Here is a 23,898-nt window from a genome sequence, read left to right on the forward strand (position 1 = left end):
GGTTTCTTTATTTCAAAATAAGTTGTCCGTCTGAATTGTAACGACAAAATAAGAAAAAGGACGTTGTTGAACGAATTGGACTGCAAACAATTAATTAAATCGGAGTTCATTGTGTTGAAAATCAAGCAAACGATTGACTTCCATTATGCGAAGGGACTGAACCTTGGGGTGCATACCCCAACATAGCGCGGAAATAATTTCACCAAGATTGGCATATTTCTTTTTAATGGAATTGTCCAAAATGCCAGAGGACTCCGGAGGGGTCATGCATAAAGCATTCTTTACCCCAATTAGCTTCTCTAATGGGGGTCAGCTTTACGTTTGTATACTTTTATAAACAAGTTGTTACCGAGGTTTGGCGCCCACTTCATCGGCCCAAACCGTATATTCCTGTTTCATTTTTTCAACCAGGGCTGGATGCTTGTCGCTCAGGTCATTCAATTCGACCGGGTCATCGGTCAGGTCGTACAGTTCGCACCGCCCATCGGGAAACCCACCTACCAGCTTCCAATCCCCTTGGCGCATGGCCCATTTGCCCAAATGTTCCCAGTAAAGCGTACGCTGCCCGACACCACTGCGTGAAAAGGCGGGCAATAAGGAGGCACCCCTCAATGGGGTGATTTCCTGCCCACGATATTGATGTGGATAATCCGTCCTGGCGACGGCGACACAGGTTGCCATCACATCCACGATATGGCCTACGGCATCGGTAAACCTTCCCGGCCGCTGAATGCCTTTCGGCCAATGGGCAACAAAGGGGGTGATGATCCCTCCCTCCTGCGTCCAGGCTTTGTACTTCCGATAAGGTGTATTCGAAACATTGGCCCAGGGTTCTTCATATGCCAAATACGAACCCCGATACCCCACGTTTACACCTTGCTGGTGCAACTTGCGCCCATCGATGTTTTCAGCGGAGCCCCCGTTGTCCGAAAGAAACAGGATTAATGTATTTTCCAGCTTTCCCTGTCGTTCCAAGGTGGCTATAAGTTTACCAATTCCTTGGTCCATGCGATCTATCATCGCCGCATAAACCGCCATACGGTCTGTCCAATCTTGCTGATCAGGCAGCGAGTCCCATGCGGGGATATCCGGAGGCCTTGGGGAAAGCGGGTGGCGGTCATCGATGATTCCTAGCCGTTTCATCCGCTCGTACCGTTGCCGCCTAACTTCGTCCCAACCGCCGTCATACACGTCCTCATAGCGTTCGATATCCTCCTCCAGTGCGTGGAGTGGCCAATGGGGCGTCGTATAGGCCAGGTACAGGAAAAATGGTTTATCCCCATCGGTCTGCTCGTGGTTTTCGATAAACGTGATTGCCGTATCGGTGAGTGCATCGGTCATGTAAAAACCCTCGGCTGGCGGGAACCAGGGGTCATCGTCATAGACCATGCACCGCATGCGGGGTTCCTCCACCAGCTCGAAATAGCTACTGGCTCCGCTAATCAACCCAAAATAACGGTCGAATCCACGCTGGCGGGGCCAGTGTTCAGGCCGCTCCCCAACATGCCATTTTCCAGACATATAAGTTTTATATCCTGCTTGCTTCAGCACTTCGGCTACGGTGACGCTTTGTTGGTTCAAATAGCCTTGGTACGGCCCAGGTTGCGGAGCGCTCCCGGCATAACTCACCATCGCCCCCATGCCTGCCTCATGCGGATATACGCCGGTCAATAGGGATGCTCTCGTCGGGCAGCATCTTGCCGCATTGTAAAACGAACGGAACCGCAGCCCATTAGCGGCCAACTGATCCAGGTTAGGCGTGGATACTTCTCCTCCATAACATGCGATATCGGAATAACCCATATCATCTGCTAGAATGACCACGATATTCGGCCGTTCATCGCCTTTCTCCTGACCGAAGACCGCCCCAACCAACGGGGATGCCGCGATACTTACCAGAGCGTAAGCAATTAATCTATTTTGTCTGATTTCCATATTCAGTCATTAATTTCGGTAAGCGGCGGAAGATTTTGCTCAGCCTCGGATATCCAACATTGTGGGGCATCACCGTCTCTCATTTTCTGTACCGGCGCAATTTCATCTATTGAAACCATATCGATCAGCTTAATTGTTGTAGCGCTATAAATACAAGCGGAGTTTTTAAATCCAAAATCGGCCAGATGAATCGTATCCAAGCATTACGACGTTATGAACACGTCCATCGACCCAAAGGTATTAAAAGAAAATACAATTCCCCGTATGAACAAACGTTAACAAAGCATACAACCGTAACTAGTATACTATTGAAGGTTAATGCGGGTTCTCGTCTTAATTAAACGATTGTCGAAACTCAAGAGGCGAAAGGTCGGTTTTGCTTTTAAACAGTTTGCTGAACGACTGCGAATGCTCAAAACCTAATTCATAAGCGATTTCGCTTACGGATAGGCTGGTCGTTGATAATTTTTCTTTCGCTTTTTCAATCAGTTTGTTGTGTATATGCTGTTGCGTGGTTTGTCCCGTCAATGCTTTTAGTAAGCTACCCAAATAGTTGGGTGACACATTTAGTAACCCTGCAATATATTGAACAGCAGGCAAGCCTTTATCTATCAAATTATCACTATTAAAGCAATCATTAAGAATATTTTCCAATCTTTCCAGTATTTGATGGCTGCTCTTTTTTCGTGTAATGAATTGTCGCTGATAAAACCGTTCACCATAATTAAGTAGCAACTCTATTTGGGCAATGATAATATTCTGGCTGAATAGGTCTATATTGGATTGGTATTCACGTTCGATATTTTGCAGAATATCAACGATTATTTTTTCTTCTTTGTCTGAAAGAAACAGGGCTTCATTGACTGCATACTCAAAAAAATCGTAGGATTTAATGTTTTTAGCCAAAGAAGTATTCCACAAAAAGTCGGGATGAATCAATAATAACCATCCTGTTGGCTCTGTCTCAGCATCCTGATTGATTTCTAAACTTAAAAATTGAAGTGGTGCTATAAAAGTCAGAACACCAGAATCAAAATCGTATTGTTGCTGCCCATAATTGAATTTCGCATTGATATTTCGCTTTAAGCCAACCGAATAAAAATTCTGGATCCATTTCAGCTCACTGTCATCAACGGGATAAGAGACTTTGCTGTAATCGATCAGACTAATCAACGGATGTTCCGGCTTTGAAAGATTACAAAGAGTATGAAATTCGGAAATAGAATTAAAGTGAACTGTATTTTTCATTTATGCTAATTTAGAAAGTTATTTCTCTTTATACAAAATCATTCCCGCGTGATAAAGTATGTCGTCTTTGAATTCTCCATCTGCCGTAAATCCTGTATCGTCTTTGTAGTCAATATGATTTCTGGGAATAGTATAACTAACTGCCTTGATAAGCACTTTTTTGCTTCCTCTGGCTTCATCATAACGAAAATTCGGCAGTAATTGGTGTCGGATGTATCCGTCTATAGTGAGGACTAAAACGCCGTAAAAAGTGTGTAGCTTTTCCATTGTTCTGTTTCTTTAGTGATTAAATCTATTTTACTGTAAACCAAATCATACGCATCTTTCCCGAGGAATAAATGAACGGGAGGATTTTCTTCCTGAGTGATTTTAATTAATACTTCAGCCGCTTTTTGCGGATCGTTAGGTTGATTGCCGTTGATTTGGTTCAAATGGGCTGCTTCGCTTTCACGAGCGGAAGTATAAGCAGCAATAGGATTTTTAGGTGTTTGTGCTGAATCTTTTGATAAGAAATCGGTTCTGAAATACCCTGGATATACCAAGGTGGTATGAACGCCAAATGGTTTCATTTCTTCGGCAAGTGCTTCGGTAAATCCGGCAACTGCGAACTTGGTGGAACAGTAAATACCAAAGCCCGGAAAATTTCCCAGGTAACCACCAATCGAAGCGATATTGAAAATATGTCCGAACCGCTGATTACGTAAATGTTTCGCTGCGTTTCGGATGACATTTAGCGAGCCAAAAACATTGACATCAAAATTCTTTTTTACTTCTTCGTCCGAAAGTTCTTCCAAAGTTCCGATCTGACCGTATCCGGCATTATTGACAACAACATCAAGCTGTCCGAAATGACTAACTGTTGCCTCTATCGCTTTTGCCACATCATTATTACTCGTAATATCCATTTCGATGGGAAGGAAATTTTCATTTCTCCCAATGGCTTCTATTAAAGACTTTTGAGTTCTTGATGTCGCCGCAACACGATAATTATTTGCCAAAAGTTCTTTTACAAGCGTTAAACCTAATCCCTTTGATGCACCTGTAACAAACCATACTTTCTTTGTCTCCATTTTTTTTGAATTTTTAGATTAATAATTATTTACACTACAAAGTTGAGCATAGTGCAAATGATGGATGTAGTCTAATCAATGCTTGTTGTAGCCGAAACAAAGATTATAGTATATGTGGTCAAATAGAAAGATTACGGGAATGTCGCCATCGGAATACAGGATGAAATACAACAAAGATGAGGTCAATCGATAAATGAACGATTAGCGTTGTTCGTTGTTAACCTCTATCCAATATCCATCGGGGTCCTTGATGTAGAGCTGTTTCACGCCGTCCACGCGCGTACCTACTTTGCCTGGCTCATTCTGCACGTTATAATAGACGATGCCGGAATTAGCCAGTCGGTCAATGAAATCATCAATAGAGGCCACGCTAAAGCAAATATGGGTACTCCTATTGTGCGCTTTGATTTCCGTTGCATCCGCAATGAGGTGTAGTGAGAATCCCGAGGCGATCTCGAACCACGCGTGCTTGCCTATTTTAAAAGGCTCGGGAATGGTATCGAGCTGCAGTATTTCCTGATAAAAGGATGCACTTTTCTTGAGATCATAAACGGATAAGGCAATATGGTTGAACACCCCTTTGTTCTCTTGTGAATAGCCTTTAATATGGATTCCAATGAGACACATACCAATAAGTATGTACAGGATCAATGATTGTTTCATCCTTCAAATATACAGTAGGGAAAGGACACATGCAACTGCTGATGAGTAGGGATACACGAAGATAATCAAGCAGATCACTAGTGTGCGGGAAAAACCAACGTGTTTGAAATTACCGATAAGCGAATAAGGCCTCCCCGTGCTGTAGGTCGTCGTACGGGTAATCTCCACTCGCTGCATTGCCCTTTGACATATCTACCACTTTGGCGGGAAACTTCTCCGCAAAGGCATAGATGAGCTGCATCATGTAGTGGTTGCCGTAATACCGTGTCAGGCTATCCCTGATATCCTCGGGGGTATTCAGGTCTGTGTCGTTGAATATATAGCCCATCGCATAAAAGTTCCCCTTTTCCACCCAGACGCAGCTCCGTTCCGAAGCATCCCTCCCTTTGTCGATAATAGCAAATGTGGGACGCTTGGATTCCAGGGATTGGAGTGCTTCATCCATGAGCGCATTATGTTCGGCCATATCCGGCAATGCACCAGCCGAATCGTCGGGTATCGGCTGCCCATACCTGCATAGCCGATGGTCCAGCCCGAATTGATGGGCCAGTTCGCGCAACAAACGGATGCCGTCATACTCCCGGTTGAATACCTGAATGCACCTGTGATGCTTCGCCAGCTTACCCACAGCCAGGTAGGTATAACCATTCACCCCCTCATAGCAGAACAGCCCATATTTGGGCTCAAACCGTTTCAGTGCTCGGTTATACGCCGGCCATAAGCGCTTTATCTCGATGCATTCCAACAGCAGCGCCATCAGTTCAGTTGCGCATATTTCGAATGAAACCGAATAGATCTCCCTAAGAAAATGCTGGCGCTGGGGATTGATGTTATGCCCGGAGAAATGGGAGGCCACCCGCTTCTTTAGGTTGACCGCCTTCCCCACATAGATGATCTTACCCGCTCTGTTCCTCAAATAATATACGCCAGGTTTACCGGGCAATGCTTCAAAATCCGCTTTGGGCAGATTTGGGGGCAGCCGTTGGTCTTTGGAAGTCTTCTTGAGCATATCGGGGATATGGTTTTCCGTATCCCATTCCATCAGGCGGGTAAACAGAATAACAGTCGCATCCGCGTCCCCACCTGCACGGTGGCGGTTTTCAATGGGTATATCTAATGTATCGCATAGCTTGCCCAAACTGTACGAACGTAAACCTGGTCTTACCTTCCGGCTCATGCGTACCGTGCAAAGTTTTCTTGCATTCCATTTATAGCCGCATTCTTCCAACTGGTGTCGCACGAAGGAGTAATCGAAATTTACATTATGGGCCACGAACACCCGCTCCTCCAGCATGGTAAACACCTTTTCGGCAATATCGCCGAATAAAGGTGCATCCCTCACCATGTCGTTGTCAATCCCGGTAAGAGCGAAAATAGGTAACGGAATTTCTTTTTCCGGATTAACCAGGGTTTCAAAACGATCTATAATGTCGTGTCCGTCATGTATAATGATGGCGATCTCGGTAATCCTGCTTCCCGATGCATTACCTCCAGTGGTCTCGATGTCTACGATAGCGTATTCGATATGTTTCATTTTATCATTCACTCCTAGGGTCGTTTTTTAACGGCATCTTGCCACATCTTATCACTTCCAGTGCCGGACAGCCGAAATCTACGGTCACTTTGCCTTCTAACAGGTACAGGCCGTTGCCGAGCAGCGGATACTTGGCCAATGAGGGTGGGAAATGCACCGTATCGAAAAAGTCGCTGTTGGCATCAAAGAACGTCCCGAATTTCATACGCTGGCCGTTCTTCGTACGAACATCCTTATCCGCCACAAAATCGCCGACCATGCGCACCACCAGACCTTCGAGTTCCAATAGACCATCGGCATCCGTTTCACCGCGGAAGTCCGATTTAGCCAGATCGAACATAGAAGCGGAAACCGGGAAGCCCATCAATTCAATTTCATCATAGATGTCTTCCAATATGGAATACTCCAGTTTAGGCAATACCGGCCTAGATGCCATGCTTTCAAACAAGGGCACTGATTCCTGCTTCTGCTTCTTGCCGGATAAAAGTAAATGCGTCTCCCATAACAGTTCTTTTTTGCCTATGCCCGTAAACCGGAACGCTCCGCAGCGGATGAGCACCACCATCTGTTCCAAGCTCGCTCCGGTACGTAAGACGAAGTTTTCAATACCCGTATAATCCCCGTTTTGCTGCCGTTCATCCGGTATACGCTTCGCCAGCTTTTCTTCAAGATTCAGTAAGCAGTCGAATCCCAAATAAATATCATCACCGTAAATGGTGGCTTTGAAAACGCTCCTGTTCACACAGGGCAGGCAGATATTGGCCCCCGATTTCCGCGCTTCGTTTACATATACCTTACGGTTGTAAAAGCCACCGTAATTATTCAGCACGGCCACCATGAATTCTTTGGGATAGTAGGTCTTCAAATAGAGGCTCTGGTAGCTTTCTACGGCGAAGGAAGCGGAGTGTGCCTTGTTAAAGCTGTAACCGGCAAAGGATTCCATCTGCCGCCATATCTCCATCGAGGTAGCTTCGGGATAGTTCATCGCTTTGCAGTGGCTGAAAAACTTATCCTTTATTTCCAGCAGGTGATTGATATGGCGGTATTTGCCACTCATCATCCTTCTCAACACATCGGCGTCGGCTAGGTCAAGCCCACCATAATGGTGTCCGATTTTCATGACATCTTCTTGGTACACCATCACGCCGTAGGTTTCCCTTAGCTGTTCTTCGAATACCGGATGCGGGTATTCGACCTTTGAAGGATCATGATGCCGTTCTATATAAGCTTTCATCATACCGCTGCTGGCTACACCCGGTCTTATTATGGAAGATGCCGCCACAAGGGTAAGGTAATTGTCGCATGTTAACTTGGTGAGCAATTGCCGCATGGCAGGTGATTCGATGTAAAAACAGCCGATGGTATTTGCGGATTTCAGTTGCTTAGCGATTTTTTCATCGTTGAAAAAACGCCTTGGATTACCGGTATCGATCACAATCCCTTTATTTTGCTTTACGATTTCACGGCAATCTTTGATATGGCCGATACCGCGTTGGCTTAAAATATCGAACTTCTCAAAGCCGATATCCTCGGCTACATACATATCGAACTGTACGGTGGGCAGGCCCTTCGGCGGGTAGTCCAATGCCGAATAATTGGTAAGAGGCAGCTCCGAGATCAGTATCCCGCTGGCATGGATGGAGCGCTGGTTGGGGAAGTCTTTTACGCGGTTGCATACGGAAAGGATCATGTCCGTTACTTCATTCTTGTTGAGCATGTGCTGCGGCTCATGCACCAACCTGTCAATTTCGCCTTTCGGCAGTCCATATATCTTACCCAGTTCGCGGATCACGCTGCGTCCTTGGAAAGTGCTTATGGTACCCATGAGTGCGGTATGCCCGCTTTGGTAATGCTTGAAAATATAATCATAGATTTCATCGCGTTCATTCCAGGAAAAGTCTACATCAAAGTCGGGTGGGGATATGCGCTTGGGGTTCAAAAATCTTTCAAAATATAAATCTAACGCTATGGGGCAAACATCCGTGATGCCGAGGCAATAGGCCACTACGCTATTGGCGCCACTGCCCCTGCCCACATAGTGGAAATCCCGGCGGCGGGCATAGCGGCAGATGTCGTCTGTAATAAGGAAATAGGACGAGAAGTTAAGGTCGTCAATAATATCCAGTTCCTTCAGTACCCGTTCCCGCGCTTTCTTGTCGCCAGCTCCATACCTTCGTACAAAGCCGTCCATCGCGTATTTATATAACAATTGCTTGTCTTCATACCTGCTGCCGGTGAACGTTTCCTTGTTCTTTACCTTTTTGAAATCGAAATCGAAGGCACATTGCGCCAGTAACCTGTTTGTATTTCGGATCAATTGCGGGAATTGCTTATAGCATTCCATGAGTTTCACGTTAGGGAGGAACACGTCATCAGGCATTGCCACCTGTCCGGATTGCAACTGGGAAATCAGGATATTGTTGTCTATCGCCCTCAATTGGCTATGCAGTTTATAATCCTGTGGATGGAAAGAAACAGAGGCGAGTATTACATATTTTTCAAAATTTCTAGCGGGCTCCATAACGATCCGGTTCACTTCGGATGGCCTTATGCCGATGTATTCATTATCCCGTAAGTCCCTTACTTTCACGTTACCATAGGGATAGACGATAAACGCATGGCTTAACTCCGGTGCAATTTCCGGCAAAGGCTTATTCTCGCGGTTGGCTTCGGTCATCAGATCGTTTAGTTCCTGAAAGCCATTTCCATCCTTTGCAATACCGATATAGCGCAATGCGTCCTTATTGCGGTATTCCATGCCCGCAAGGATATTCAGGCCGGTTTCCTGCCCAAGCCTGATAAAATCGAGCACCCCGCTGCTGTTGTTGATGTCGGTGAGCACGGCCGTATCATAGCCATTGGCCAGCATCCCGCTTATGAGGTCTTCCAGGCTAAGTGTCCCATAACGTAGGCTATAATAGCTATGTAAATTGAGCAACATCCTTTCCTCCCTTTGCTTTGTCGTCGTCTTGTAAACATATCCCCCGCAGTATGTATTTCGCGCCATAGCGCATCCGTATCTCATCCATCGCCTGCATAAGACTAATTTCTTCCAGTGTGTCGTTGAACAAATCAACCTGGTAACTGCCGTATATCAGGTTGCTGAACTTCACCCCTACCAGCCGGATAAGCATACGCCTGCTATATAGCTTCCGGAATAATTCCATGACCTTTTCCATAATCACCCGGTCGGAGTTGGTAAAGGGTACCTTCACCTGTTGCGTATGCGTATCGAAATTGCTGTACCTTATTTTCAAGGTGATGCAGCCTGTGAGCTTCTTCTCTTTACGCAAATCAAAAGCCAGTTCGTCTACCATGCTCACCAACGTTTTTTTCAGGATATCCATATCAATGGTATCGCTTTCATACGTTGTTTCTTTGCTCATACTTTTCTGCTCATGAAAAGGTACTACTGGATTATTATCAATCCCATTGGCTTTTTTCCAGATTGACACACCATTTTCTCCCATAACCCGCCGCATGGTAAATACCTCCATCTCCTGTAAGGTGTGGATTTTGGAGATGCCCATATTGCGGAGCAAGGGATACGTTTTGTCACCGATACCCGGTATTTTCCGTATGGATAATGGCGCTAAAAATGGTTTCTCTGTACCATCATCCACTTTCTTTTCTCCGCATGGCTTGGCTTCACCGGTAGCAATTTTGCTAACGGTCTTGTTAATAGAAAGGCCGAAGGAAATAGGCAGCCCCGTTTCTTCAATGATCCGCTGGCGCAGTTCCTGGGTTATTTTCCAGGTTCCAAAAAATTTATCCATGCCGCTCATATCAATATAGTGTTCATCGATACTGGCCTTTTCCACCAGCGGTGCTTTTTCCTCGATAATCTCCGTGACGATATTGGAGTACTTTGAGTATAGATCATGATCGCCTTTTACCAGTATAGCCTCTGGACATAGTTGTCGTGCTAATCTCATCGGCATTGCAGAATGGATGCCGAATTTGCGTGCTTCATAGGAGCAGGATGCGACAACGCCCCGGTCACTGCTTCCACCGATCAGCACAGGCTTTCCCATAAGGTCACTATTGAGGAGCCTCTCCACGCTTACAAAGAAAGAGTCCAAATCGCAATGCACAATATGCCTTTCCATTTCACAAACAATTTTTATCTTTGACTAAATTATAGTCATAATCACGACTACAATTTACACAATAGTGAATGACAATGGCAAATATTTTTTTTGCGGGCAACATAAAATTCCTGCGCACCAGGCGAAAGTTGACACAGGAGGCATTTGCATCCAAACTTTCCATGACACGCTCCAAGCTGAATTGCATCGAGATGGGGCAGACTAGGTCACCGGCCATCGAAGACCTGTTAAAGTTTTCGGATTATTTTAAAGTGAGTATCGACAGCCTCATCAAGGTTGACCTATCTAAATTAGGCGAACTGAAGCTACGGGAACTGGAAGCGGGCACCGATGTGTACATCAAGGGCGGCAACCTGCGTGTGCTGGCCATCACGGTGGATAGGGATAACAACGAAAACGTAGAGTATGTACCCATTAAGGCAAAGGCGGGCTATCTGGCAGGATACAATGATCCAGAATTCATCGCTTCGCTTCCCAGGTATTCTTTGCCCAACCTGCCTAAACAGGGCACCTATCGCATTTTCCCTTCAGCGGGCGATTCCATGGTTCCCGTGCCTGAGGACAGCGACATTACAGTGGAATACATCGAGGATTGGGCTGCCATCAAACCGGAGACCCCCTGCATTGTAGTTATGAAAGGACAGGATTTTGTTTTTAAGCTGGTGACTTTGAAGGACAATGGCACATGTTTGCTGCGATCGCTCAATCCGCTTACTGAGCCTTATACGATACATGCCGATGATGTGCTGGAAATATGGAAATTTTATTCCTTTACCAGCCGAGATATCCCTGAGCCGGAAACAGATATGCGACAACTCGTGCGGATGGTGAAGGATTTACAGGATGAGGTAAAGGCACTATCGAAATGAGTGAATTTTACTCCATACTCAGGTAATGAACGGATAAATGAGGCATCGGCAGCAAAAACATAGCGTGAATTTGAATAATGAATCCCGAAAACGAGATTTTCTACACACGGTGTAGAAAATCTCGCTGAGGGCATCACTATGGGAATAGGTCGGTGATTATTGCTTATTGATAGGTGTTCGGCGTGAAAATACAATTGACGGTATCACGCGCGTAGACCAAGTTACGAACCCTGTTGTCGGTAAGACGATTGTGGTTAAACACCGAGTTTTGAACATGTTGGATATAACCACTATAAGCATTGTGATGGATATGGTTGTTTTGCACATGTATGTCCTTGATGACGGCCGTCGTGGAGGGTTTGGCATTCATCTCGACACCGTTGCCACCATTGTGGGCGATTTCGCAATTCGTGATATATACGCGTTGCGCGGTACCATTATCTGGCTCAATGTCGATGCCGTCCATTGGCAAAGTGCCTGATGTATAGAGAAAGGCGCAGGAATCCACAATGAGACTGTCTACGGATCCGATGGTCAACCCTTGCCGGCGGTTATTGCGGCAAACAACATTTTTTATTACCACTCTCACACTGCCGTTGGGCGCTCCATAGGCGGTGCGTGCCCCTACGGTAATACCATCCCCCCAGCAGTCGACAATACGTGTGTTGATCACTCGTACATTATAGGAGCCGTAAATGCAGATACCCATCCCCCATTCACCGGTAGTTCCCAAATGCGTGTAGCGATCGCCTTGTATTTTACCGCCGATCACCCTCGCATGCGATATGTTGATCATGCGTATCACATTGAAACGTTGACTTTCCGTAGGTTTTGCGATCAAAACCCGTGTGCTATCCACCATATCCAGGTACACGTTTGATCGCATCTTAATGGAAGTGTCGGCATCGATGAGGTAGTTGCCGGGTGGAACGTAAACTGTTCCTCCTCCTCTGGATGCCATGGAGTCGATTGCTTTTTGAAAAGCCCATGTATCATCCGTAACGCCATCTCCGACAGCTCCTACCGATTGCACATCGACGGTTCCTTCGTCATCCGGTAACACCGGCTGCTGGGAGCAGGCAGCGGACAGTATGACGGCGCCTAAGATTAAAAGCGGCAGAAATCGCACTGACGAGCCTGCGCCAGCATGTGGAAATAATTGGTCTTTTTTCATGATGTATATGTTTAATGGTTAGTGATTCGAGCTTTGCAATGAACTCGGCTTTATAAATATTAGTTGTTTTCTATTTCGATCACTTTTTTGTTCCACCCAAGCGGAGGGTCTACCTGTATATCGTTGACTTGCCATCCCTTGCAAAAAACCGGTGCATCGGAATGGGTGACGCGGCCGATAGTTTTGATCTGCAACCCCTCTGTATCTACAGCAATGACCGGTATGCGGGGGTCGCTTACTAAGGCACCCAGCAACAAGCCGTTTATCTGTATATTCCTGGCATGCCGTATGAACAGGCCGGAGGAAGGTAATTCTTTCCAGACCGTGGGCTGCGGATACCCTTTTTCATCCTCTTTTACCTGTTGGATATCGACGATAAAATCGCCTGCTTTCAAACCGCCTTTATGAAAAAACTGAATGTTTGATAAGGTCACATTTTCCACGTAGTGCCCAGAAATGCCGGTAATGGATGAACAATAATTACCGGTGTTATAAGCGGTGATATTGCTGATGACGATATTGCGCATGGCGCCCACGGGAGGATCGGGTGCTGCATCTGTATGTTTCCGTGCGCGGTTGGCCAAGCGTATATATAAGGGGCATGCTGTTCCTTCGATTACGATGTTGCTGATGCTAATACCTTCCATCACCCCGCCATCGACGATTTCTAATGACAACGCCGTGATTCCCCTTGCTGTGCCATAGATGGGCGGCTGTTTGTTGGTGCTTGGCTTAATAACGCAATTGGAAATGGTGATATTCTTGAACCCCCCAGTCGATTCGGTACCCGCTTTGATCGCATTGCAAAAGCTGGAAACCGTGCAGTTTGTAATCGTCACGTCTTCACAGCCCGCTGCCCCGGTACTCTTCAATACAATAGCGTCGTCATCGGTATCAAAGATGGAATTGGAAAGCACGAACCGACGGCAACCGTCAATATCAATACCGTCATTGTTGCGGTTGGCGTGGTTATATACATTGATCCGATCTACCATTACTTCTTCACAGTTAAGGTAGTGCTGATTCCATATACCTGCGTTGCGCATGTTGATGCCGGAGATCCTGATGTCACTGCACGATATGAAAAGAATATTCCTCGGCCGGCCGTCCATATCGCTGCCGTGCTTCGCATTTTTATCCGGTTTTTGTTTGGCGCCATTGCCGTCGATGGTGCCCAGACCGGTAATGGCAATATGGGCCACTTCATTCGCATAAATGAGCGCACGCCATCCTCCAGGGTCTTTCTGGGAGCGGTAGGTCGGTTGCGGTTGTAGGGGAAAATCCTTGATATCGGAGCTGGCCAACAGCACTGCCCCGGCTTCCAGATGCAGTTCGACATGGTTTTTCATCAGGATGGTTCCTGAACGGAAAGTACCGGCAGGTATAACGACCCTACCGCCGCCATTGCTAGCGCAGGCTTCTATTGCCTTATTAATGGGCACCGTATTGAGTGACTGAGGTCCGGGGCGGGCCCCAAATTCAGTAATGAGAAAATCTGCTGCGGTTACCGTTAGGACCATGCTACCCAATAACAGGCAGCAAATGATTTTTGCAAAATGTTGCGTCATCTTCAAAACTATTTTTAATGATCGATCCATGCTTTCAACTGATCATGGAACTGATCTGTGGTGCGTTCTATGATCCGCAGATGCGATGCGGCTTTCTTTTGATAAGCGTCGCGGATTAGCTGCATATCCTTTTCGATTTCATGAGCTTGGTCATTGTTCCCATTTCCGTCTGTTGCTCCTATGATCAACAGGATCCGGGGCGCAAGGGAGGCCGCGAGGTCGGGTAAATCATACTCACCTATCGAGCCGGGAACCGTGCTGTGTAAAAAAGTGGGTCGGTATATCGGGTTCATGACGATGGACCGGTAGGATGAATAGGGCGCTATAAGCACCACTTTCTCGATATCTTTTTCAAATGCGGCGGCATGCAACAAGGCAGGTGCCATTTCCGTTCTAGAAAAACCATAAACAGCATGCACACCCTTATCCACTTTCATAAATCTAGCCAGCCTGATGATATCACTGGCCTGTATCCCTACAATGGTTTTACCGATCTGCACAGTGGCGAACCATACGTTGTAGGAAACGCTGTCTAAATAAGAATCGCCTTTGAAGCTGCCTGGACCTATTTCACCGGTTCCAATCATATCGGGTGCCAATACGCTGACTCCATTTTGTACTAACCAATCAATCGTGCCGTGCCGTGCCGTATCGGCGTATTTCCCCGCTGGATCTAAATAAATCACTCCATGGCCAGTATGGCCTTCTTTTGGCGTAAATAGCAAGCAGGGTATGGGATAACCGTCTTCTCCAAAAAGGATATATTGCTCGATGGTACGGTCGCTTTTTTGCGAACGTCCAGTAAATACAGGTTTGGATGTATTGCTGGGTGTGGCATAACCGGTCAGTTCACGTGCCTTACGAACACGGGAGGAAGGGTCTCCCTTCCTTTCGGCGTCTAGCAGCTTTAATCGATGGACGGCGTCGCGGAGATTCAAACTATGCACCGTTTCGGCTGGATAGGAACTCCCTACTTGGCCGGTGGGTGTAACGCGCAGCTCATCGGCACTCAAAAGCTCCACTTCTTCATCAGCGGGGTTACCGGGGTTTTGCAAATGCTGTTGGAAAAAGGCATACATGGCTTCCCTATTAGGTTGGGTGGACGCGTGAGGGGCATCATCCGTTACCATCCGGAGCAAGTTTGGTTTTCCGTAGGCCTGGTAGATTTTCCCCACTTCTTCACAGGTCTCTATGGTGCCCTGTATCGGAAACATATCCCTACTGGTCGCCAACACAAGACAGGGAATAGGTGCCCTTGCTATCAATAGATCGCCCATATCAAGCCCTTCCCGAATCCCGTAAAGGAAATTCTGTTCCGCGTCTTGGGGTCCTATCGACTGGAACAGCCGGGTAAAATTGGTAATATAATTTTCAGGGGCATAGGCCTTGATGCGGTGGTCCATAGCCGCTATATAGGCAGTCTGCGTACCGCCCCCCGAACGACCGGTAATGCCGATGCGCGTGGTATCGACCTCCGGTCTGGTTACCAAATAGTCAATGGCCCGCATACCATCCCATAGCATGTTTCGAGCCAGTGTGTTTCCGGTCATGAACAGCTGCGCCCCGATATAAGAATGCTCCCAGGCCGGATACTTAAATAAAGGCTTTTTGTTGGTGGTATCCATATATTGCACCCGTTCTCCTTGTCCTATGGGATCAAAGGCCAATACAACAAATCCTTTATTGACCAAGTTGATGAGTATGCGCTGGTAAGACCGATAACCCGTCGCGGAATGCCCACTGCAATAAACAATGGCGGGTGCTTTTCCAGCTTTCAGTTGCCGGGGAACGAACAGGGCTGCAGTGACAAAATGCCCCGGTTGTGACTCAAATACGATGTTTTCAAGCTGGTAGGTTTCCTTTTCTATGATGTTGGTGATTTTCGGATTCAGTGATGTCCGATCCGGAAAAGGCCCGATGGCCGCCGATAGGGTCTTTTGTATCCAAGCCTGTCTTTCCTGCCATTGCGCCAATGAATGGATGCCATTGAGCATGGCCGTTCGGTTGGCTAAGTGCTTCTGGGCTTCGCTTGATACGTAGCGGTATAAGGCATTGGGTGCATCGCTGTATTGACTCCAGCGACTTAAAAATTGCTGGCTGTTTTGCCCCATAGCAAAATAAGGCAAAACAGCCATTGCCATCAGGAAAAGCACCATGCAATGTTTTGCAAACCTGTATTGATGTCCTATGTTGACCATTTTTTGTGTAAGGTTCGTAAGCTCGTTAATCCCACATCGGGTTTTGCTCCATAGCTGTATTTAATGACATTTCCGAACTGGGGATGGGATACCACAAATGCTTTTCGGAAACATTGGCGTAGGGCCGCGTGGTATATTGAAGGGAAGCGGGTGCATTTTGCTGGATATCCGTTTCCATGAGCTTCATCTGTTCAATGAAATTGCCCCACCGGATCAGATCGAATTTTCGCAAGCCTTCAAAACATAACTCCCTAGCCCTTTCATCCATGATTTGCTTTTGGAAATCATCCTGCGGAAGATCGGGCATATCCACTTCATAGGTACCAACTGTTGCGGTGGCCGTAGCCCGTTGTCCTGCATAGAGGAATTCGACACCCGTAACGTCGGCAGCAGAGGAGCCGCTGGTATGCGTTGGCGGAGTAGTGGTGGCCGTACCGGCCGTGGTGACGGTATAAAGATTTTCTTCATGGTAAACCTGTTTCCCCACCTCATAATGCGTATTCGCCACCCAGGCGGTGCCAATGCGGATATCCGGTGCGGTGGTATAACCGGAACCCGGATTGATAATATTTACCGATGTTACTTTTCCGGTGCTGGCTGAAACCGTAGCATTGGCTTCGGCACCGTTGCCACCGCCGCCGATGACCGTTACTGGAATAACGAGCTCCGTATTGAGATACCCAGTATTGCCGGCATCGGAAAGGTTTATGCTGTTAAGTACGGAAAGCGTAACACCCTGTTCCGAAGGGGATTGGTTATATGCCCTTCTCCTCACCTGGTTGACTGCGTCATAAGCGGCAGGGGTGGGCCCCTCGATCGCATTTACTGCTTCCGCATACATCAATAAAACATCCGCGTAACGGATTACCGGGAAATTGGTGGGTCCATAATCGGTATTCCTGGGAAGTACGGTTTCATATTTTCTTCTCCATTTCCCCACACCCCGGGTATAGATATCGGTGGCGGCCTTAGGGACTTCAATGGTGCCGTTGTTGTTCAAAAAGCTGTATGGGGCGATGGCCCAATCCCTCCTCGTGTCAACAATATCATACAATCGAAACAAATAACCCGTGGCACCAACACGGCCATACCCGATGCCGGCTTCTCGATTATTACTCGTTACGGAAAGGTAATTCACAAAACGCCCGCCGGCCCTGAGCGCACCTATATTATTACCATAAAACTCAATTTCCCAAATAACCTCTTTGTTGGCGTCATCATATTTATCAGCCGTTTGATTGATGAATATCTCCGAATAGCTGGGATTTAACCGATGCACACCTGATTGAATGACGCTGTCCGCCCAGTCCCGGGCTTCCGCATACTTGGAAAGGTCCTTTAGGGGTGCGCCGGCCATTTTCAAACATACCCTCGCCAGCATGGCCTCCACAGCTGTCTTTGAAACATGCACCGGAGTACCGTTGATCTCATAGGTATTGACCAAGTCTTTAGCTTCTTTAAGATCCTTGAGGATTTGTTCATATACCTCAATGGACGGGGTGCGTGGGTTGTTGACTTTTCTGCTATCGATAATGGGCTCGACAAACAACGGTACATCCCCCCACCCGCAAACCAGCTCGAAATAGATGAAGGCCCTTAAGAAAAGGGCTTCACCTTTTATCGCGTTTCGTTTTTGCTCGTCCATGTCAGGCCTATGCACATTTGCAAGTAGGTAGTTGGCGCGATTGATACCAATATAAAAGTCGCGCCAAGAATTTTCAAAATAGTTATCTGCCGATGTATTATCATATGCCATGGCGTTAGCGGTACTGGTTGTGCTTTTATAATAGCCTTCATCGGATGCATGCGGCAGGAAAGCAGACCGGTAAAGTCCATAGGTGGCGGTAGTCGTCAGCGAGGCGTATACCCCGGCGAGCGCGTCGTTCAGCTCGGACTCCGTACTGTAATATTGTTCAGGTGTTGAAAAATCCTCAGGTGTTGTTTGCAGGAACTTTTCACAGGACAACATGCCTGAAGCCGCGAACATCGTGAGAAAAATGAAAAATCTTTTCATATCGTCCTTTTTTTAAAATGAAATATTTGCGCCGAATGTAATCGTGAACGCGCGCGGATAAACAGAATAGTCAAAAGCGGGCATCAGCGCATTGCTGCCGTATGCTGAAACTTCCGGGTCAAAACCTTGGTATTTTGTCCAGGTATATATATTCTGGGCGGAAGCATAAACGCGGACCGTATTCATTTTCACTTTGCGTGTGATACTTGCAGGGAGTGTGTATCCCAACGCGATGGTTTTCAGGCGGAGATAGGAACCATCTTCAATAATTCTGGTAGAATATCCAAAATCAGAAGGGCCTCTGCCGTTTGTGCGGTAATATAGGTCATTCTGGTTTTCCGGTGTCCACCTGTTCAGGTAAGTGGCATACATGTTCTGGTTTACCCGTCCGCCCCCTTCAAATATGATCCTGTTGGCATTGAGCACATCATTTCCCGCGGAAAACTCGAAGAAGATGTTCAGATCGAAGTTTTTGTATGTCAGGTCATTAGAAAAACCACCGATATAGTTGGGGTTGGGGTCACCTATATTTGTCCGATCGGCTGTATTGACAACCCCGTCGCCATTTACGTCTTTGTATTTTATATCACCCGGCTGGGTGAGCGTACGGTTTGCATTGTAAGTGGCGATATGGTCTTTCAAGACATACGTACCCGGAGCGGTTTCATTGAAATCTTCATATTGATAGTTGCCTTCCCAAATGTAGCCGTAAAACCTCGCGATAGGATAACCTACTTCCGCGATATAAGGGGGCACATTCCTGAGATCAATGTTCCAGGTAGCAAGCGTGAGCATCGTTTGCTGGTTTTCAGTAAGGGCCAGTACCTTATTCCTGTTGAACGCAATATTAAAATTTGAGTTCCAGGAAAAGGCCTCGTTATTGAGTATCTGCGCATTGAGTGTAAATTCCAGCCCCCTGTTCTCTACACTTCCGATATTTTTTACGCCTGTTGTGAATCCCATCGAATTGGGGAGTCTGGCATTCAGCAATAGGTCTGTTGTGGTTTTCCGATATGCGTCGGTCGTCAACGTGATGCGTTCATCAAATAAACCGAGGTCGAGGCCGAGATTCAATTGATCAGTGCTTTCCCATTGCAGGTTGATATTGCCCAGTTCTGACAAGATAGCCGCCTTGACCGGGGTATTATTATAACTATAGCCAATGGAAGAGGGAAGGTCAATCCGGGAAAGATAGGCAAAGTCCAGCACGCGGTTGTTGCCTGTAACTCCATAGCTGAGGCGGATTTTAGCATCCGAAATGAAGGTCAAACCTTGCATGAAGTTTTCGCTGCCCAATCGCCAGGCAACGGCGCCGGAGGGGAAATAACCCCATTTATTACCTGGGGAAAATTTTGAAGAACCGTCAGCCCGTATGGATGCCGTAAAAAGATATTTAGCGCGATAAGCGTAATTTACCCTGCCCAAAAACGAAGCCAGTGTATGCTGTGAACTCCCCGAATTGATTCTCACCGGTTCGCCCTCACTGATGCCAGCGATACCTAATGATTCATTCGGTATATGATTGGCCGAGGCGCCGTAGGAGAACGTTCTAGTTTTCTGCACGGTAAACCCTGCAACGGCATCTAGTTTATGATGCTGATTGAATGTTTTATTAAAACTTAATGTGTTTTCATTGAGTAGGCTGGTCAGTTCACTATAGGTGACCGATCCATTCACACCGTTGTTCTGGCCGGAAGTGGTCAATGGGCTACCTAATGGAGTCAATGAATTATTGAAAGATTCGCGTTTTACTTTTGATTTTGTCACCCCGCCAGAAGCTCTAAGCTTCACATATTTTCCAAAGGAGTATTCGCCGAACACATTGGTTGTCAGCAGATCGGTTTTGTTAGCCCGGTATTCATTTTCGACGGTCTGTATCGGGTTAAATCCCATTAAATTCAGGAAATCTTCATCTGTTTGTTCCAACGGATCTTCAACGACCTGCCCCGATGCGGGCCGGTATGCCCAGACGCTATATAACAGGTTACCGTAAAAGAAACCGGTTCGTTGTTCGGACGGCACCGTGCCAAATCTTTCGGCCGCGGTATAATTGGCATTGACCCCTACCTTGAGTTTGGTGCCGATGGCTTGGTCAAGTGTGACACGTCCTTGATACCGGTCATACCCCGAATTCTTGATGACACCGTCCTGACCCAATATGGAACCTGAAATCGAATATCTCGTGCCTCCTTGTCCGCCATTTATTGACATGAAGTGATTTTGAAAAGGCGATGTTCTGAAAACCTGATCTTGAAGGTCGATGCTTGGTGCGTTTCGAAAATCCTCCAGCATTTTGCCGTTTATGAGATAGGTCTCTGCCGCATTTGCCGAGTCGCGCTCCATTTGATATTGCACGAACTCATGGGCATTCATCAGCTCCATTTTTCTCTTGTTTTTCAGGAAGCCATAATACATGTTATAAGAAATGACCGGCGCGCCTATTTTCCCTTTTTTAGTCGTGATGATGACAACGCCATTGGCACCTCTGGCACCATATATCGCGGTCGAAGAGGCATCTTTCAATATCTCAATGGATTCGATTTCCGAAGGGTTTAAGGTATAGTTATCAGGATTTTCCATGGGAAACCCGTCGATGACATATAGTGGGGAATTATCTTGCGTAACGGAATTGGTGCCTCTGATCACAATATTGATCGGCGCTCCCGGCTGGCCATCAGCGGAACTCACTTTAACACCAGCCACCCTTCCGGCCAACGCCTCTTCAAATGATATAATGGGCGCCTTCTGCATTTCCTCCACTTTTGCCTGGCCTACCGATCCTGTCAAATCTTTCCTTCTTACCGATCCGTAACCAATGACCACCACCTGCCCCATCTCGGAAATAGCCTCTTTTAATACGACCTTCACTTCCCTCCGGCTATTTACTGGGATTTCGCTTGTTTCATGTCCGATAGCTGAAAATATGAGAATGGCATTTGAATCAACTTCTATTGTGAAAATTCCATTTGCATCTGTCGTCGTGCCCCTCTTTTGTCGGGCCGACACGGTTTCCTTGACCTTCACTGTAACCCCACTGAGTGGATTGCCAAGGCTATCGGTGACATGCCCACGTACGGAGAATGGCTGTTGTGGTTTGGACGCGATGGATGCCATCTGCGTTTTGCGTGGACGGATGATGATCGTATGCTCGAAAATTTCATAGGTAAAGGGTTGCCCGGATAGAATTCTATCCAGCGCACTAGTAATCTCCGCATCTTTCAGGTTGATGGTGATGGGCTTTGCCTGGGCAACATGTTGTTTGTGGATCACAAAATCATACTCGGTCTGCCTGCTCAGCTCAACAATGACATCCTGCAATGACGCATTACGGAATGAATGGGTAATGCCCTGTGAGTAGGCATCGGCAGACACCTTGAAACTGAATAGCACGATAAGCAATACAGTGAGTTTCATTGGAAGTACAATGTGGCGGCTAAGCTGTTTGCCTGCCGTAATGGGCAGCAACATTAAATAAACATAGCCGATTTCCTTAAACTGGAAACCATATTTCATATATTTGTCTAGTTAGGTTAAAAAATTATTAACTGTCCGGTTAGTAATAGATTTGCCTGCTAATGGCCGTCCCGACGGCAATCGGGGCGGCTTCTTGCATTGATCAGGGCAAACACGTGAACGTTCTCTTATTCCAGAATGCTTAACCTCCCTTCCTTCAATTTGAATTTTAAACCGCTGGTGCTTTCGATCATGTATAGCACCGCAGATAGGTTTTTGTTTCTATCAATCCGAGCATATAGGCCTCCGGCCGGTACCGTAGCATAGTCAACCTCCACATCGTACCACCGCTCGACCTGCCGTAAGACATCTTTCAATTCGACGTCGTTGAACAGAAAATAGCCATTCTTCCAAGCGGCGTAATGGGTAGTATCCACGTCTTCAATCCGCATGGATTGACCGGTGAGCACCGATTGTTGGCCAGGTCGGATGGTTTTCGCTGATCCGGATTTGGGCATGATGCTAATGCTCCCCTTCACCAGTGTAGTCACCTTGGCTGGCTCGTTTTCATATGCGTTGACGTTGAATGCTGTCCCAAGTACCTGTACAGATTGGCCGCGGCTTTCCACAATGAATGGCACGGTGGCATTTGGGCTGACCTCGAAGAACCCTTCGCCATCCAGTTCCACCCGGCGCTCGCCACCGGCGAAGCGGGTGGGGTAGCGCAAGGACGATGCCGCATTGAGCCAGACCTTACTGCCGTCCGGAAGTTTCACCCTGTATTGCCCCCCATTTGGCGTGGCGATGGTATTGAACGCGGCAGTCCCTTGGATATTATCGCCCGCCTGCACTTCATAGGTAACCATATCGTCATCGTCTTTAATGATGTATACACCCTGTTGCTGCGCCAGCAGGCCGCTTCTCGTACTGTCCAGCTCGAGCACGCGGCCATCGGCAAGCCTCAGTGTGGCTCGGTTACTTCCTGGAAGCGCATCATCACCGTACTGGCTGGTGAGGCTAGGCTGCGCAGTGTCATTCGAAGTATAACGGTAAATGCCGATACCGACACCAAGTATTGCGAGGATAGCTGCCGCAACCGACACCCACCGTAGTGGCCTTGCTGTCCGAGCAGTCTTACCGTCTATCTCCAATCTCCGCTTAAATTCCTTGAGTGCCCCTTCCGTGTCCGTATCATGAAGTTCAGCAATGGCCTCGGCCAGATTGTTTTCGTCCACTATTAGGGCAAACAGCGCCTCGTTGCGTACGTTGCGTTTGCGCCAATATTCCAGCACTTCCCGCTCATCATCGGTAAGCGTGCCTTGCATATGCTTCCTGAGCAGTTGTACAATCTTGAAAGCATTATCCATACGGTTTTCGAGAGCCATAGCCAGTGATACCTGTTTTTATTATAGAAACAGGAACAACGTGGGTTTTCTCTAAAGGAGGAGGAAAAATTTTAAATAAAAATCAGGAAATGACCAAAACCGCTACCGGAAAGGCGTTTTTTGAGCAGGGAAATGCCGCGTGATTTCTGGTTGTTCACGGTAGAAACGGTGACGCCAAGCGTCTTTGAAATCTCATTTGCCGAAAGCCCTTCTTCGTAAATCATCTTGATGACCTTCCGACATTGTTCTGGAAGCGTATCGATAACCTCGGATACTTCCCGCAACACTTCAGCGTAGATAATCTCCGTGACCACCGCATCTTCAGTATCCTTGAAGTCGCCAAGGAATTGATTCTGGTGGGCGGTTCGTACCCTTTCTTTTTCGATATGGTTAAAACACGCGTTCTTCGTGGCGATGTAAAGAAATGCCTTAATGGAAGAAACCGAATCGAAGTTATCGCACCTATGCCATAGTTTCAGCATGGTATCCAATACGATTTCCTCGGCAATCCTCGGTTCATTGACCAAACGCCGGGCGAAAAAGCAGAGCGCAGGATGGAATTGCCTGAATAGGCTGTCATAGGCCACTTGATCTCCGTCCTGCAAGCGGTGTAGCAGATCTTTTTCTTCGAAGGCGTTGGGTAAAGCCAAAATATACTGGTTAGTTTCGGCTATAAAA

The 23,898-nt window shown here is 47.0% G+C and carries 17 protein-coding genes; 1 reads left to right on the forward strand and 16 read right to left on the reverse strand.

Features of this window, described 5'->3' with window-relative positions; translation table 11 throughout:
- Positions 1–345: 345 nt before the first annotated feature.
- The 9 genes from NF543_RS14100 to dinB all read right to left on the reverse strand — a co-directional run bounded on the left by NF543_RS14100 (position 346) and on the right by dinB (position 10,559).
- Positions 346–1,935 (reverse strand): arylsulfatase, encoded by a 1,590-nt coding sequence (locus NF543_RS14100; protein WP_257668976.1) that lies wholly within the window; start codon positions 1,933–1,935, stop codon positions 346–348.
- Between the two features lie 2 nt (positions 1,936–1,937).
- Entirely contained in the window at positions 1,938–2,135 is a 198-nt protein-coding gene (locus NF543_RS14105; RefSeq protein WP_257668977.1) for a hypothetical protein, read from the reverse strand.
- A 133-nt stretch (positions 2,136–2,268) separates the two neighbouring features.
- Positions 2,269–3,183, reverse strand: coding sequence for a helix-turn-helix domain-containing protein (locus NF543_RS14110; protein ID WP_257668978.1), 915 nt, complete (start codon positions 3,181–3,183; stop codon positions 2,269–2,271).
- 18 nt (positions 3,184–3,201) lie between these two features.
- Positions 3,202–3,450, reverse strand: a complete 249-nt coding sequence (locus NF543_RS14115; RefSeq protein ID WP_257668979.1) for an Atu4866 domain-containing protein — start codon at positions 3,448–3,450, stop codon at positions 3,202–3,204.
- Entirely contained in the window at positions 3,417–4,253 is an 837-nt protein-coding gene (locus NF543_RS14120; protein ID WP_257668980.1) for an SDR family oxidoreductase, read from the reverse strand. The genes NF543_RS14115 and NF543_RS14120 overlap by 34 nt, the downstream gene beginning before the upstream one ends.
- 201 nt (positions 4,254–4,454) lie before the next feature.
- A complete protein-coding gene (locus NF543_RS14125; RefSeq protein WP_257668981.1) occupies positions 4,455–4,916 on the reverse strand; it encodes a VOC family protein in 462 nt (153 codons plus the stop codon).
- Between the two features lie 109 nt (positions 4,917–5,025).
- Positions 5,026–6,450: an exonuclease domain-containing protein gene (locus NF543_RS14130; RefSeq protein WP_257668982.1), complete on the reverse strand. Its 1,425-nt coding sequence runs from the start codon at positions 6,448–6,450 to the stop codon at positions 5,026–5,028.
- Positions 6,451–6,454: 4 nt separating this feature from the next.
- Positions 6,455–9,391: a DNA polymerase III subunit alpha gene (locus NF543_RS14135; RefSeq protein WP_257668983.1), complete on the reverse strand. Its 2,937-nt coding sequence runs from the start codon at positions 9,389–9,391 to the stop codon at positions 6,455–6,457.
- Positions 9,372–10,559, reverse strand: a complete 1,188-nt coding sequence (dinB, locus tag NF543_RS14140) for a DNA polymerase IV (RefSeq protein WP_257668984.1) — start codon at positions 10,557–10,559, stop codon at positions 9,372–9,374. The genes NF543_RS14135 and dinB overlap by 20 nt, the downstream gene beginning before the upstream one ends.
- Before the next feature lie 74 nt (positions 10,560–10,633).
- Here dinB and NF543_RS14145 point away from each other — a divergent pair, with 74 nt between their 5' ends.
- A complete protein-coding gene (locus tag NF543_RS14145; RefSeq protein ID WP_257668985.1) occupies positions 10,634–11,428 on the forward strand; it encodes an XRE family transcriptional regulator in 795 nt (264 codons plus the stop codon).
- A 163-nt stretch (positions 11,429–11,591) separates the two neighbouring features.
- Here the strand turns inward: NF543_RS14145 and NF543_RS14150 are convergent, their stop codons facing one another.
- The 7 genes from NF543_RS14150 to NF543_RS14180 form a co-directional block, all read right to left on the reverse strand.
- Complete coding sequence (locus NF543_RS14150; protein ID WP_257668986.1) at positions 11,592–12,602, reverse strand: glycosyl hydrolase family 28-related protein; 1,011 nt, start codon at positions 12,600–12,602, stop codon at positions 11,592–11,594.
- Between the two features lie 59 nt (positions 12,603–12,661).
- Positions 12,662–14,170, reverse strand: a complete 1,509-nt coding sequence (locus tag NF543_RS14155) for a glycoside hydrolase family 28 protein (RefSeq protein WP_257668987.1) — start codon at positions 14,168–14,170, stop codon at positions 12,662–12,664.
- A gap of 14 nt (positions 14,171–14,184) precedes the next feature.
- Positions 14,185–16,368, reverse strand: a complete 2,184-nt coding sequence (locus NF543_RS14160; RefSeq protein WP_257668988.1) for an alpha/beta hydrolase — start codon at positions 16,366–16,368, stop codon at positions 14,185–14,187.
- A 25-nt stretch (positions 16,369–16,393) separates the two neighbouring features.
- On the reverse strand, positions 16,394–18,382 hold the full coding sequence (locus NF543_RS14165) for a RagB/SusD family nutrient uptake outer membrane protein (protein WP_257668989.1): 1,989 nt from the start codon (positions 18,380–18,382) through the stop codon (positions 16,394–16,396).
- A gap of 12 nt (positions 18,383–18,394) precedes the next feature.
- Positions 18,395–21,895, reverse strand: coding sequence for a TonB-dependent receptor (locus tag NF543_RS14170; RefSeq protein WP_257668990.1), 3,501 nt, complete (start codon positions 21,893–21,895; stop codon positions 18,395–18,397).
- Between the two features lie 128 nt (positions 21,896–22,023).
- The gene (locus NF543_RS14175) at positions 22,024–23,220 is read right to left on the reverse strand and encodes a FecR family protein (RefSeq protein WP_257668991.1); all 1,197 of its coding nucleotides are present in this window, start codon (positions 23,218–23,220) and stop codon (positions 22,024–22,026) included.
- Between the two features lie 71 nt (positions 23,221–23,291).
- Positions 23,292–23,870, reverse strand: a complete 579-nt coding sequence (locus tag NF543_RS14180) for an RNA polymerase sigma factor (protein WP_257668992.1) — start codon at positions 23,868–23,870, stop codon at positions 23,292–23,294.
- Positions 23,871–23,898: the final 28 nt, after the last annotated feature.

This window comes from Parapedobacter tibetensis, from assembly GCF_024704835.1.
GTDB classification, from domain to species: Bacteria; Bacteroidota; Bacteroidia; order Sphingobacteriales; family Sphingobacteriaceae; genus Parapedobacter; species Parapedobacter tibetensis.